At 62.1% G+C, this 14,729-nt stretch carries 9 protein-coding genes and 1 pseudogene; 5 read left to right on the forward strand and 5 right to left on the reverse strand.

Annotated features, from left to right (window positions below; all coding sequences use genetic code 11):
• Positions 1-302 precede the first annotated feature (302 nt).
• The 5 genes and pseudogenes from OG716_RS00090 to OG716_RS00110 all read right to left on the reverse strand — a co-directional run.
• Entirely contained in the window at positions 303-611 is a 309-nt protein-coding gene (locus OG716_RS00090) for a hypothetical protein (protein ID WP_405135698.1), read from the reverse strand.
• Between the two features lie 42 nt (positions 612-653).
• Positions 654-1,175, reverse strand: coding sequence for an SUKH-3 domain-containing protein (locus OG716_RS00095; RefSeq protein ID WP_405135699.1), 522 nt, complete (start codon positions 1,173-1,175; stop codon positions 654-656).
• 167 nt (positions 1,176-1,342) lie between these two features.
• The gene (locus OG716_RS00100) at positions 1,343-1,540 is read right to left on the reverse strand and encodes an integrase core domain-containing protein (RefSeq protein WP_405135700.1); all 198 of its coding nucleotides are present in this window, start codon (positions 1,538-1,540) and stop codon (positions 1,343-1,345) included.
• 48 nt (positions 1,541-1,588) lie between these two features.
• Positions 1,589-1,900: a DDE-type integrase/transposase/recombinase gene (locus OG716_RS00105; protein WP_405135701.1), complete on the reverse strand. Its 312-nt coding sequence runs from the start codon at positions 1,898-1,900 to the stop codon at positions 1,589-1,591.
• Positions 1,901-2,316: 416 nt separating this feature from the next.
• Positions 2,317-2,487: pseudogene (locus OG716_RS00110) on the reverse strand (transposase); the annotation flags it as partial.
• 158 nt (positions 2,488-2,645) lie between these two features.
• Here OG716_RS00110 and OG716_RS00115 point away from each other — a divergent pair.
• The 5 genes from OG716_RS00115 to OG716_RS00135 all read left to right on the forward strand — a co-directional run bounded on the left by OG716_RS00115 (position 2,646) and on the right by OG716_RS00135 (position 14,668).
• Positions 2,646-4,073 carry an AAA family ATPase gene (locus OG716_RS00115; RefSeq protein WP_405135702.1) on the forward strand — a complete coding sequence of 476 codons (1,428 nt, stop codon included), beginning with the start codon at positions 2,646-2,648 and terminating at the stop codon, positions 4,071-4,073.
• On the forward strand, positions 4,070-4,717 hold the full coding sequence (locus OG716_RS00120; RefSeq protein WP_405135703.1) for a hypothetical protein: 648 nt from the start codon (positions 4,070-4,072) through the stop codon (positions 4,715-4,717). The genes OG716_RS00115 and OG716_RS00120 overlap by 4 nt, the downstream gene beginning before the upstream one ends.
• Positions 4,718-5,364: 647 nt before the next feature.
• The gene (locus tag OG716_RS00125; RefSeq protein ID WP_405135704.1) at positions 5,365-6,156 is read left to right on the forward strand and encodes a hypothetical protein; all 792 of its coding nucleotides are present in this window, start codon (positions 5,365-5,367) and stop codon (positions 6,154-6,156) included.
• Positions 6,157-6,338: 182 nt separating this feature from the next.
• Complete coding sequence (locus OG716_RS00130; protein WP_405135705.1) at positions 6,339-9,737, forward strand: hypothetical protein; 3,399 nt, start codon at positions 6,339-6,341, stop codon at positions 9,735-9,737.
• Entirely contained in the window at positions 9,734-14,668 is a 4,935-nt protein-coding gene (locus OG716_RS00135; RefSeq protein ID WP_405135706.1) for a DEAD/DEAH box helicase, read from the forward strand. The genes OG716_RS00130 and OG716_RS00135 overlap by 4 nt, the downstream gene beginning before the upstream one ends.
• The last annotated feature ends 61 nt before the right edge of the window (positions 14,669-14,729 follow it).

Consider the following 14,729-nt stretch of genomic DNA (forward strand, 5'->3'; position numbering starts at 1 on the left):
CATTCGAGGCCTTGATGGTCTGGAGTCGGCCTGGAGATTTGGGGTTCGTTCTTATGCACAGCACGGTGACCAGCTGCAGGCCGTAGCTCCGACTCGGCGAAGGCTGGATCCCACTGTGCGCCGGTTCTCCAAACTGCCGGGGCTGCAGCGGGCTTCCCGACGAGATTCGCCACCAGCGCCAGTTCCTTGTCGGCAGTTCGGCTGACCTCCCTAAGCGCCTTGGAGTACCGGAGCCAGCTGATCGAAAGCGGGAGATTGCCGCAGGCTCGCGTACTGATCAACTGGATGATCAAGCAGCTCAGTCATTCAGAGTCTGCTGCTGCAAAAACCGGATTCGGATTAGGCCGCATCCGAACATTGGGGTTGGTGGCTACCGTTACGGAGGGAAGGGAACCCAGCTGACCTGAATCTTTGTACACCACGGGAATTCCGCCCGCGATGGCGAACGACAGATCGCCGTCCACGAGCCACTCGCGTGCTCCTACCTTGAACACGTAAAGCTCATCGGTCTCGACGATTTCTTGATCGTCGATATAGAAAGTGCCATGACTCCACTTCGGCCTGAAGTGGCTGATAATGGTCTCGAATGCCTGGTCGTACGTTGTGGTCATGGTTTCCTCTCTTAGTTATGGTCTCGGGTGCTCGGCACCGAGTCACGCCTCTTCAACGGGCACAGGTGATCTTCCGAGGATCAGGGACTCGAGTGCCTCTGGAATCTGGCCGAACGAGGCGAGCCAATCGGCAACCAGGTAGAGATCGCCCGTCTCGGACATTCCGAGGAAGTAGCGGCCGGAGTCGAGTTCACCCACCGGTGCGATCGACTCACCGACGACCTCGGCCCATCCGGCGAATCTGTCGTCGTCGCCCTCGACCAACGTAGGATCCAACTCGAAAGGTTCACGGGCGGAAGTGATTCCCGGGCCGGATACATCAACAGCCAGTCCTCCGAATTCCTCGAGAAATCGATCCGCCGCTACGTTCCACCTGAACCCGCCGAGTTCCAGCCTCTCTCTCCAGGCGTCGGTATCGACCTGCCTGCCGGGCAGCCATCCCGCAGCGCGAAGAATGTGTTCGACCTCGTTGGTGAACTGTGCCACAACTATCCCCATCATCGGTTCTGGTCGTAGGTTGTGCTCATATCTCGTATCGCGACCACACGTCGGATGGGCTTCCATCTGGCTCGAAGTAGTTGTCGACACCGGTCTCGGTCGGTGTGCCGAAGTAGGTGGGGTCCTCCGGATCGGTCTCCGAATCCAGAATCTCGGAAAATTCCTTCAAGGCAGCGGCAAGGCGTGGCTGGACGCAACCCGTACAGAATAGATAGTCGGCTGGGCGCGGCCCTTCAGATCGTAGGGCATCCAGGCATCTGCATCCATTTGTCAACTGCGGCAACGAGTTCCGCTTTCGTGGCGAAAGTGTGCCGATAGTAGTACTCGTGCTTGAAAGTCGACCACAGGCTCTCCGCGCCGGCATTGTCCCAGCATATTCCGGTCGCGCCCATCGATCTGCGCAGCCCGTGGCGGGAGCACCTCGCAGCCATGTCACCGGCGGTGTATTGACTGCCCCTGACCGAATGCAGAATCGGCCCTCACGGAAGCGCCCGCGAGCAGCGAGCAGCGACAGCCAACTCGACAGCGTCGGTGACCAATTCGGTGTGCATATGGTCGGCCACCGTCCATCCGAGCACTTTCTTGGAGTGCTCATCCTTGATCGCGCACAAAAACATATCACCTTCACCGCAGGTCAAATAGGTGATATCCGAGGTCCACACCGCATCGAGGCGCCCCTGATCGAAGCAGCGATCGACCAGATCCGCCGGGAACGACGCGGCCGGATCGACGATCGTGGTGCGGATCTTGAAGGTGCGAGGGCTGATCCCGGCCAGCCCGATCTCGGCCATGATCGCCGCGGCCGTCTTCTCGGAGACTCGATCACCCTGCTCGCGCAGCTCAGCGGTGATCCATAGGTGCCATCGGAATCTTTATGGATGACTTGGATTTTCACCGTCAGATCGGCGCGGCGTTGCTGGCGGTCGGTCAGGACGGTGGCCGCCGCACGCCCGCACCAGGCATAGAAACCCGCCCGCGACACATCCAGCAGTCGTGCCAAGCGGGTGACATCGGCCCGTGCGCCGGTGATCTGCGGGGCGGCGCACTCCGCGGCCATCAGCTCGATCCGGGCCGGTTCTGCTGCATCGCCGCGAAGTACGCCGACTTTCTTCGGGAACGCAATGTCCTTGTCCTGCTCCGAGACTCGCCTGCGCAAGGCCAGCAACTCGGCTCGTTCGGCAGGGCTCAGAGGCTGTTCGCCGTGGACCTCGGCCGCCGCCAGCCAGCGGCGTTCGTCCTCGACCAAGCCACCCAATACAGGCTCACCGCCCCCGAGTTCGCGGACGACTTCGGCGATCGTGCGCCCGGTGTCGATCACCCGGTGCGCGGCCTCGACTTTGTACTCGGTCGTGAATGACCGGCGCTTGCGAGGAGGCATAGGGACATCCTTCCAGCGGGACTTGTTGTCCTGCTAGTCCGGTGTCCACCGATCGGGGGGAACCTCAGCGCACCTTCGGGCCACCATGCAAGGACCAAGATCGTCTTTCGAGCGCGGGTCTAGTCAGCTACCGGCGGTCAAGCGGTAACCTGGCATGCATGCTCACCAGGCTGGAGATTCGAGGCTTCAAGAACCTCCTGGACGTCCAGGTTGATCTCGGTCCTTTTACGTGTATCGCCGGTGCGAACGGGATGGGCAAGTCGAACGTCTTCGACGTAATTGAGTTCCTCTCGCACCTGGCATCCGAACCTCTGGTAGAGGCGTCGCAGCGGGTGCGTGGTGCGGCGGGGATGCGCGGCGCCGATCCCCGGGACTTGTTCTGGGACGGATATCGGGACCATGAGCGCCGGATCTCGTTCGCTGCGGAGATGATTGTTCCGGCGGAGGTCGAGGATGATCTGGGAGCGTTCGCACGCGCAACGGCGACGTTCCTCCGATACGAGCTAGAGCTCGGCTACTCGGCGCCGGAGGGTGAGAGCAGTGTTGGCAGATTGACGCTGCGCCGTGAGGAGCTCAGGCATATCAACAGGGGCGATGCGCCTAAGCATCTGCATTTTCCGCACAATGCGAAGAATTTCCGCAATGCTGTAGTTCTTGGGCAGCGTCGTGGGGGAGCGTTCTTATCCACTGTCGAACGAGACGGTGCGACCGTCATCAATGTTCACGGTGACGGGGGAAGTTTCGGTAAGCCGCAGCCAAGACCTGCTGCACGTGCGGGGCGGACAGTCCTGAGCACGGTGGCGACCAACGACTACCCTACTATCCTCGCTGCTCGCCGTGAGATGCAAAGCTGGCATAGGCTGGCATTGGAGCCGACTGCGCTACGTGCGCCGGACGGGTTCGCTGATCCTCGCTCGATGGAGACGGACGGTCGTCATCTCGCGTCGACCCTGTTCCGGATCGCGAACGAAACTGCGCCGGGTGCGGATCGCTCGGATCCCGATGCGGTGTATGCGCAAGTCGCTGATCGGCTGTCCGACCTGTCGGGTGTCAGTGTGGAAAGCCTGAAGGTTGAACCCGACCAGGTTCGCGAGGTTTTCACGCTGTTTCTCAGGGAACGTGGCGGCCTGCAGTTGCCCGCTCGAGCACTATCAGAGGGTACCTTGCGGTTCCTGGCGTTGTGCGTGCTCCTTGAGGATCCGGCTTTCACTGGGTTGGTCTGTATGGAAGAGCCGGAAAACGGTATCCATCCGGGAAACCTGCCAGCGATGGTGCAGCTGGTCCGGGACCTCGCCGTTGATCCGAAAGTGGAACCCGGACAGGGTAATCCGTTCCGGCAAGTCATAATCAACACCCACTCGCCGGGGGTATTTCAGCTGTGTGATCCGGCAGACGTGCTGCTCGCGGAGACGAGGCCGTATCGGACTGCTGATGGCACGGTGACTGCGGCGCTGTCGCTGCTTCCCTATCAGGATTCGTGGAGGGCCGTGGCGGGTGGTTTGACCTTCTCAAGGGCGGATGTCCTCCCTTACCTTGCGGCTCCGGTGGGAGCCCAGATTACCTTGCCGCTCGGGATGGTGGGATGAGTCGCAAGGTGCATCAGGGCCTGTTCATCTGCGAAGGAACATCTGACCTGCCGTTGGCCGAGATCGTCGAAGCATTGTTTATCGAACGCGGCGTGGATGTGCGATTGACCCAGCCAGACTTCTCGCTCCTGCCTAAAGTTGCCAAGGATGTTGAATCCCGGGTGCGTGCGGGCACAGCGCTGCTAGGTAGCTCGGTCGATGTGATTGTTGTGCACCGAGATGCGGACAACGCAGGGTCGGACGCGCGCCGGCAGGAGATTGCCAGAGCGGTCGAGTCTGTCGACTGCTCTGCTACCACCGTTCCGGTCATACCCGTCCGGATGACCGAGGCGTGGCTACTGCTCGACGAACAGGCGATTCGACGAGTGGCTGGTAACCCGGGCGGTCGAAACGCCCTTGGGCTTCCAAGCCCGAGGAGGGTGGAATCCATTGCTGACCCGAAGCAGCTCCTTCAGGAATGCATCGTCCAGGCCGCCGACTGCACCGGTCGTCGCCGTATCCATGTGTCGAAACGCTTCAACGAGCATCGTCGTCAATTGCTTCGGCAGATCGATTACTCGGGTCCGATCGTGGATCTGCCGAGTTGGCAGCATCTGATGGCCGATATCGACGCGGCCGCAGCCGCTCTTGCTGCACACAACTGAGACAGGTCCCGATCGCCAGCGCCCGGATCTGATCGTCGGACATGTCCACGCCCGACCATAGGCTGATCCGGGGGGCCTGCTGCAGTTACCAGCGCCAACAGAGTCGTCCGAGTGTGTTCTCCACCGTGCTGAACTTGCGGGAGCCGATGTAGCCGTATGGGATTGCTGTGCAAATGCCGTGGCAGGCTGTTGGCGACGGCGAAAGCCTGGCCGCTACATGAACGATCCGTCGGCACGTGGTAGTTCCTAGCCGAACGGGTCCGACTGAAGGATGGTGCGGCCGACGTCCGCGGGCTGCTGTATCTGCGCACGGTCGCCGCTGGCGGATTCGACTGCGTCACAACCACCGTCGTTGAACTGTTCGCCGCCATCGGTAGCGGTGACCGCCGCACGTCCACCTGTATTCGCCACGTTGCGGCGGAGCCGGAGGTGCCCGCATCGGACTGGCTTCGTATCAGACGATTAACCTTTCTAGCTGCCGCGCAACATCATTCATGGCTGATGCGATCGAATTGGTTGCGCCATATGAAGATTCAAAGCGAGGATTCATGCAGCCGTTGACGCGGAGACCAAGTCCCGGTATGACATGAGGGCTCGGTATTGCGGAACTTGACGCAGTTCGGCCGAGTACAACGATGGGGGGCTAGGTGGTTGCGGAGTCCAACCCTGAGTTCGAGGCGGACGAGGATCAGTCCAATCCAGACAGCATTGGGTTGTTGAAAATCTTCGACAGATCGCTGATCTCGGCGGACAAGCTGGTCAGCAGCCGAGTCTCCAGGCTTCGGGACCGACACCCCGAAGCCACGGACGCTCAGCTGGTCAAGAAGTTGGAGACGACTTTCCTGTCTACGGTGGTTGCTTCGGGGGCCGCGTCCGGTGGCGCCGCTGCAGTCCCTGGTGTCGGTACCGTTGCCGCGATCGCGACCGTGGGCGCCGACACCTCCTGGTTCCTGACTGCTTCGGTCGCGCATGTGCTTTCGGTACTGCAGGTGCATGGAATCCACCTCGCCGACCTCGAGCATCAGAAGGCAGTCGTCCTGACCGTCCTGGCCGGTGGCGGGGGATCGACCTTCATGGGCAAAGCCGCGGGCCGAACGGGTGCGCACCTGGGAAGGCTGCTCACCAACTCGGTCCCCGCTGCGAGCCTCCGCTCCCTCAACCGAGTGCTGGGGGTCAACTTCGTCACCAAATGGGGCACCCGACAAGGGATTCTGGTGATCGGGAAGGCGGCCCCGTTCGGAATCGGGATGGCGATCGGTGCCAGCGGAAACCTTGTGGTGGCCAAAGGCGTAATCAAGACCACCCGGATCGCAGTGGAAACGGCGCTGAGTGATTTGCACCCGGATGAGCGGCGCATTGCCCACATCCCGGACCGAGCCGCACAGCGGTATTCGAATTCGAGCATTGCAGCGGATGATTCATCAAGGTGGCTTCAGTAGATACCTGCGGTAATAAATTTCGAGCGACCGACCGGGACTGAACGCATGTCGGACCGAATGGTCGTTATGTATAGATTTTTACTTCGGATTCCGGTCTCGAAATCGTTTGCGTACAGCAACATGTCGGATACGTGTGGCACAGTCTGGATCGAGGTGGTGGATCGATAGGGGAGAGTGTTCCAGTGGGGCAGTCATTTCTGGGGGAGTTGGCGGACCGCGAAGAGTTCCGGCTGAGCCGGGAGCTCGATGGAGTTGTGCTATTTCTAGAGCTCAACCTCGACGAGGATGAAATCCGCCGCGCACAGGAGATTTTCGGCGGGATTGCGGCGAAATGCCTTGCGAGCGGCCGAGGGCCTGCAGCCGTGATCCGGATGTTTCCGGCACTGACGCTGACATCATTGATCGGCCATGCGGGGTTGGCCTACGACCAGGGGCGCTACTGGGAGAGCTTCTGGGCGGAGTTGGGTCTGGATCAGGACCCTGAGTTCGAGAACGCCTTGCGCGGCGCGCTGAACGGATTGCTGCGCCGGTTTCGAATGCGCGAGTTCCCGGAGCTCTCGGGTCGGTACGTCCGGGTGATGACGATGCACGCCGGGATTCCGGTGCACTGCCTGGGTGATCTGATCGGGGTGATCGAGCAGCATCTGCTGCACGGCCGAGATCGCAGCGGCGCCGCGGTGTTCGAATGGTTGACCGAGCCAGGCATGGGCTATCGGCTCAACCAGTTGGATGTGCCGGTACGGAACTTCCTGCAGTTGGGCGGCGAGTTCGCGGTGGATATCGTCGACCGGATCCTGGATTTCATCGATTTCGCCGTGCAGCATCCGGATTCCTGGAACGACTTGCGCCTGGACACCGCAACGACCGGCTTGCCCACGGTGCTGCTCGATGGATTGATCGAGCGATTGCGGGATCGGCCCTTGGATCAGGGTGTGGTCGCGGCGGTGTCGTCCATCCGGCGCCGCACGCCGACTCCCGCGTACTCGATGTGCGATGACGAGATAACGGTCGGCGTTCCCTACCCCGAGAGTTCGCCCGAGTTGCCGTGGCGGGTGTCATTCGACGGCGATACCCGTGAGGTGTACGCGGAGCGTGGTTGGGGAGTGGCCGAGGACGGAGATCACCCGCTGACGCCGGTACCTGTGACTCGCCCGGCACGTGAGGCGGTCCTTCGACACGAGGCTTCCGGAGTAGAGCATCGAATTGTCCTGGTGGACAAGGATAATCCGCTATTGGTGTTCGACGGCGATGGCCGGTTCATTCCGCGTCGGGAGGCACTGCCGCGTGATGTGGTTCTGATCGTCCATCCTCAAGACTCGGTGGTGGTGGCCGACGGTGCCGGCGTGGATATCCAGTCATTGGAGGACGTTCGCACTCCGGCGGGGTGGCGCGGCTGGCGCGCGCACAGTGTCGATCTCTCCGACCACGACTCTATTCAGTTGCGGCGCAATGGAAAACCCCTCGGTGTAGTCCGCGACGTGCGGGTACAGGGGTCGCCCGTGTTCGAACCCGCCTACCCGATCGAAGGGGTGCGGACCCCGAGCGGGTTGTCGGTGTATTCGGAACGACCGCTGGTGACATTGCAATCCCATACCGGGCCTGGCTACAAGGACTGGCATGTGCGAGTTCGTCGTTCGGGGCAGATGCGTTGGCTGGCGGCCACCGACTGGAAGTCGGACGCCGGGGAAGTCTGCCTGGACCCGTTCGACGGACTATCCGCGGGATTGCTCGGGCTTTTCGAAGTGGTGGTCAGTGGCCCTGTCGGCCAGGATCTCCGCTGTGTCCTGTTCATAGCCGAGGGACTCCAGGTAGACCACGGCGTGTACTTCCGATCGCCGGTGCCGGGTGGGCTCACATCGAGCATCAGTCGTGTCGGATGTGATCTACCGCTGCAGGTGGATCGAGAACTGGTCGCGTTCGATACCGACTCACGTGCAACGCAAATACTGGTTCGCAGTGGCGATTACAGCCAGAAGCTGGTGCTCGAGCCGCCGCACTTCGAATCCCGAGTCGATCCGATCGATTCTCCGGCGCGGTGGCGCACCTCGGTGCACGTTCTCAACCCCGCCGATATGGAGGCGCACGCGCTGATCGCTGCAAGGGTGCCGGGTGATGTCACGGTCGATTTCGCTCTGGTCGACCTATCCGGGCGGCCCGTGCAGGTGGAGATCCCGGATGTTCCCTCGGACAACGTCTTCCAGCTTTCCAGTCGTGTGTTCGTCGATACGGTGCGCAGTATCGGCTCGGGCCGGTTGATCGTCAGGATCGACGATCCGTCGGGTGGGGCGCACGAAGTCACAATTGCGCATATTCGACCCGCTCAGTTGTGCAGTGGTGTGCGGATCGATGACGTGTTTCTGGTGTTCGACGATCCGATCGATGAGGATCTGGGAGTTTTCGTCTGGGCGACTACCGCACCGTGGCAGCCGGTGCGCACTCTGGAAGTCAGCGATGGCTTGGCCCTGCTTCCGGAAGATCTCTATGCCGCTGGGCCGCTGCTGGTTCAGGTTTTCGTAGACGATCCGTGGGTGGTTATCCCGCGGCCTCGTGGCCCTGAGCAGTCTGCGCTTCGTGTTGACCAGCGGGGTTGGTTTCGCGATGAGAACAAGGCTCGGGACGAACTCGCCCGGTTCCTCTCCGGCATCGGGCCGGCGCCGCGATCCGCCGATTCTATGGCGGAGGTGTGGGCTTCGCTGGCTCTACTACCCGCTGCTCGATCCGATACTCGCACCGAGCTACTTCGTGGTGCGCTGACCCGTGTGCTGGGCCTGGATTCGCATGCTGCATTGAAAGCCTTGGGCAACAGCATGATTCCCGCCGTTCAGATGGTTCCGCTACTGATCCGCACCGGTCTGGTGGACCGTGCGTACTCGACCGGATTCACACATGTCGGCCTGCACGCCAACCCCTGGGTCGGTTGCCTGGTCGAAATCGCGAACCTGCCGATGCTGCGGCGGCGGCGCACCGAGATGCCGACCACTTGGGGCCAGACGATCGGATTTCTCGAGAATCAGGGCGGCGAGTGGTTGCTCGACCTGCTCGGCGGCCGATCGGGTGATCCCCGAGTCGGCGTCTTCGATCGGAATGTCGAACGAGTGCATGCCTTTCCGGCGGAACAGGTGGATGCGATGTTCGAGGCATTCCGTTTGGTGCCAGGCGCTCTGCTCGACGTGGACATGCGTACCAGCGCCACCATCGAGGCCTTTCACATGCGGGGTCAATGGGTGTGTGACCCGGCTCGCGAGGTTCTCACCTCTGGTATGAGACTGGCGCTGAACCGGATCAGGCAGACCGCACCATTGCTCTACGACACCGTCAAGGCGCGCAATGAAGTCCTGGATGGTGTGGATGTCGGCGAGCATCCGTGGATGTTGCTCTCGTTGCAGTCGTTGACCATGGCCGCGCTGGCTCGATTGGACGCTCGCGGCCGATTCGATACGCCGCCGATCACCCCGGAGATGCGGGAATCGTGGGCGCGAATGGCGGATCTGTGTCCGTCCATGGTGGCGACGGATCTATTGATTGCCGACGCCATTGCCACCTTCGTGACCAATGGAGATCTGATCGGAGACGACCGATGACCGACCGACTCGACCCTTTGGCCGCGGGCGCCGATATCGAGGCGAGCTACAAGCGATACCTCAAAACCCTGCTGGCGCCCCGCGATCCGGGGCTGGCAGCTGCGTTCGATCGGGCGGTGGATGAGACTTCCCTGTTGACGAAGGGGCCGTTGCTCGAGCTCACGCCACCGTATTCGCCGGGAATGTCGTTGCGAGAGTTGATCTCCGAGGGTGTGCTGCATCCGGATTTCACCGATTTGGGCGGGTCGATCCAGCTGGACCGGCCGCTGTACCAGCATCAGGAAACTGCCGTCCGAAAAGCTGTGGCCGGTCGAAATCTGGTCGTCAGCACCGGAACAGGCTCGGGTAAGACGGAGAGCTTCCTGCTACCTATCCTCAACGCGCTCATTACCGAACGCGCTGCTGGAAGCCTCGGTCCGGGTGTGCGTGCATTGCTGCTGTATCCGATGAATGCTCTGGCCAATGATCAGCTCAAGCGGTTGCGTGAACTGCTGGCGGAAATGCCGGACATCACCTTCGGCCGCTACACCGGTGAGACGAAGGAGTCGGCGACCGACGCGGAATCAGCATTCCGAGCATTGCATTCGGGCCAGCAGCGGTTGCCCAACGAGCTGCTCAGCCGTCAGGAAATGCGGGCGGCGCCACCGCACATCCTGCTGACGAACTACGCGATGCTCGAATACCTGCTGCTTCGTCCGGCGGATCTGGATCTGTTCGACGGCGAATACGCCGGGACGTGGCGGTTCATCGCGTTGGATGAGGCGCATGTATATGACGGTGCCCAGGGATCGGAAGTGGCATTGCTGCTACGGCGCCTGCGTGAGCGGGTTGCCGGCGGCTCGGCCCTGCAGTGCATTGCGACATCCGCATCGCTCACCGGTTCCACCGAGGCATCCCAGGGCGTGGAGGCAACGACCTTCGCCCACAAGCTGTTCGATGTGCAGTTCGAGTTCATCGCTGACGATGTGGACCGCCAGGATCTTGTGACGGCGACTCGTTTGCCACGACGGGAAACACCGACATGGACAATCGATGACACCGAGCTGATCGCGCTGGCCGAACCGGAGGCCGATCTTTCGGTTCTCGGTTCACGTTGTGCCACTGGCGATATCGCCGACGCGCTCCATGACGAACGCCGGATCGCCGACCTGAAGGCGATTGTGTCCCGTGGTCCGGTCGAGGTCTGCGCTCTCGCCTCGAAATTGTGGCCTGGGGATGGGACGGCCGCGGAAAAGCTGGAAGCACTTGTCGCTTTGGGATCGAAAGTGCTTGATGCCAGTGGCAATCCGGTGTTGTCGGCGCGATACCACATGTTTGTGCGTGCTACAGAGGGTGCGTACGTCAGTTTCACTGGGGGTGAGCCACGTGTATTCCTGGGCCGGCACGAGATAGATCCTGAAACCGGGCGCGCAGTATTCGAGTTCGGTACCTGTCAACGCTGCGGCGCTGTGCATCTGGCTGGACAGGAGTTGGCGTTCGATAGCAGGCAGTACTTCCGCCCTTCGAAGAACGAGGGGTCTGTCCACTGGCTCGTTCTGACCGATGCCGATGCGGAGAGTCTGCTCGACGAGGACGAAGTCACTCTCTCCGATGATCCTGATTCCGCCGCGTCGACGGGTGTCAGGCACCTGTGTACCGGCTGCGGTGCGATAGCGAACCGGCCGGGAAGTTGTAGTGGCGCTCTGTGTCTCGGCGGCCCTGTGCTACGAGTGCGGGAACACACCACCAAGACGCGGGTAATGAGCAAGTGCACCGAGTGCGGTGCTCGGTCTCGCCAGGTCATTCGCCGGTTGCGGACCGATGTGAACGCCGCTCCCGCAGTCATCGCGACGGCGCTGTATCAGCACTTGCCGGCCGCGTCCGATGCGACCGCCGAACAGGTCGGTGCGGGACGGAAGCTGTTGATGTTCTCCGATTCCCGGCAAGCCGCGGCATTCGCAGCGCCGTATCTCGCGCGCACCTACGGCCGGATGCTCGAACGCCGCTATATCTCGCAGGCCCTGCTCGATCCCCGGAATGCCGGCGAGGAGCTATCGGTGGAGGACCTGGCGGCCGATGTACGGGACGTGGCGGTCAAAGCGAGACACTTCGATGAGCGTTCGACCCGGCGCACCATGCTGCGGGAGGTGAATCCGTGGATCATGGCCGAGCTGATGAGCATGGATCAGCGGCAGTCCCTCGAGGGTCTCGGCTTGATGCGGGTGTTGCTGTTTCGCTCCCGTAAGTCGGTGCTGCCCAAGGGCCTGACGCAACTGGGCTTGCCCGAAGGAGAGGGCTGGGGGCTGCTCGAGGAACTGGTCAAGACCGTACGCCTGCAAGGCGCGATGACATTGCTGCCCGAGGTCGACATCAAGCAGGCGATCTTCGAGCCTCGCAATACCCGGATCCGGATCCGATCGATGGACTCGGATCGAACCCGCCGAATCATCAGTTGGTCGCCGGGTGGCAGGCCGGGAACGACGAACAATCGAATCGTGTTCGTGCGCAGGGTGCTCGAGGCGCTCGGTTCCGATCTGCCCGCGGACAAGCTGCTCGACGGCTGCTGGCGATTCCTGGTAGCGGAGGGTTTCGTCGCCCTCGAACGGGACAAGTTCGCCGGGGACGTCTACCAGGTGGACTACGAACAGCTGCGGGTTCGGTCCGGTAGCGAATGTGTGTGGTATCAGTGTTCGGCCTGTCGGCGATTGACCGCCAACAATATTCGGAACCTGTGCCCGCAGGGCGCATGCGACGGAAAGCTCCTCGAGTTCGTACTGCCTCCGGTCGCGCAGGATACGAACCATTACCGCTCGGTCTACCGGACACTCAGCCCCGCGCCGCTCACCGCCGAAGAACATACTGCACAGTGGGAACCGGCCGAGGCGGCTGACATCCAGCGCCGATTCATCGGCGGTGAAGTGAATGTGCTGTCCTGCTCGACTACGTTCGAGCTCGGTGTGGACGTCGGCGACCTGCAATCGGTCATGCTGCGGAATATGCCGCCGAAAACGGCGAACTATGTGCAGCGCGCTGGGCGAGCGGGACGCCGCGCCGCGTCGGCGGCGCTCGTGCTCACCTACGCAAAACGTAGTTCCCATGATCTTTCGAAGTTTCAGAAGCCGGAGTCGATGATCGCGGGGGAGATGCGTATCCCGTGGATACCGATCGACAATGATCGGATCGGGCGTCGTCATGCCCATTCGGTGGCGCTGGCCGCGTATTGGCGATATCGGTTCGAAAATGACGGGCTCATCTGGCGGCAGGCGGGACCGTTCTTCGCGCCGGGTCCCGATGGTCAGCTGTCATCGGCCGCGCAGATGCGCCGATTCCTCACCCCGGTGCCGGATCGAATCCGGGACGCGCTGCGGACCGTTTTGCCGGTCGGTGTCGCGGCCGCTATCGGTGTCGAGGACGACTCGTGGGTGGATCGGCTCTGCGAGCTGCTTGCCATCGCCGAGAGCGATATTCGCAGCGATATCGACACGTTCCAGGTCTTGATCGAGGAAGCCTCGGCCGAAAGGAAGTACACCCTGGCCGGTCGCCTGCAGAAGACGCTGCGGACGATCGAGGACCGGCAACTCATCGGGTATCTCGCGAACAAGAACATTCTGCCCAAGTACGGCTTCCCCGTGGACACGGTCGAATTGCGGACTGCTCACTGTGACAGCGATGTCGGGGGCAAGCTGGAGCTGTCGCGAGATCTCAGTCAGGCCGTGTTCGACTACGCGCCGGGAAACCAGGTCGTCGCTGGTGGCAAGGTGTGGACCTCGCGCGGTCTGCACAAATTGCCCAAGCGTGAGCTGGAGGAGCTGCGGTACCGGGTATGCCGGGAGTGCAATCGATTCGAGTGCGGACACTCGCTTGATCCGAATGAGCTCTGCCCGAACTGTAATGAGCAGTTCGGTAAGGTCCGGACCTGCGTAGTCCCGGAGTTCGGCTTCGTGGCCGACCGCCAGGTGGATGACGTGAGTTCCGAGCCACCCCAGCGACTCTGGGGTGGCGCCAGCTATGTCGAGAACATCGGCGACGTCACCGAGACTTTTCAATGGCAGTCGACAGGTGGCGTGGAGGTACAGGCCAGAGCCGGAACCCGGGCCCGAATGGCCGTCATAGCGGAAGGCAGTGGCGCCGGATTCCACCTGTGCGGATGGTGTGGCTGGGCGACGGCGGCAACCGGTAAGCCGCACAAGGGAACTCATCACCGCCCCGCCACCGGCGCGATATGCACCGGTCCGCTGCAGGTGGTTTCGCTGACGCATCGCTACGAGACCGACGTCGCCGAATTCACCTTCTCGGATATGTCCTACGACAAGGAATCGGAGTCGAAGTGGCTGTCGGTCCTCTACGCACTGCTCGAAGGCGCATCCGAGGCGCTGGAGATCAGCCGCGACGATATCGACGGCGCCTTGTCCTGGAGTGCGGACCGTAAGCGCAGCATCGTCCTGTTCGACACAGTCCCCGCCGGGGCCGGTGCGGCGAAGAAGATCGCCGAGAACCTGGCGAAGGTCATTCAGTACGCGGTCGAACGGGTCAGCACTTGTGATTGTGGTGTCGAGACCTCGTGCTACGGCTGCCTCCGCTCGTTCCGAAACGATCGCTTCCAGGACCGGTTGTCGCGTGCCGGAGCATTGGAGATCTTCGACAAACTCAAGGTGGTCGGCGTCGAGACCGAACTCGAAGGGCCGTGGGGCGAAACCCTGGTCTCCACTTCCGAGGCGGTCGTCGACCTGCTGCTGGCGCTGGCGCGTATGGGCGTTCCGAAACCCGAGATGGGCGTCGAGCGGGGCGAGCACTATTGGCCGGTCGAGGCGGATTGGGCGGACGCGAAAGTGATGCTGGTCGAAGGTGACGACGCCGAGCGCGACAGCGGCCTGAAGGCCCGTGGATATCAGGTTGTCAGAGTCGAGGAAATCGACCCGGATCGCTTGGCGGCCATGCTGATTCGGAGCTGATCCGGCCTGTCGCAATGTCCGGCCTCCCGCACCGGCTGATCGCCGGTGCGGGTACGCATCA

Source organism: Nocardia sp. NBC_01388 (assembly GCF_045040085.1).
In the GTDB taxonomy this organism is placed as follows: Bacteria; Actinomycetota; Actinomycetes; order Mycobacteriales; family Mycobacteriaceae; genus Nocardia.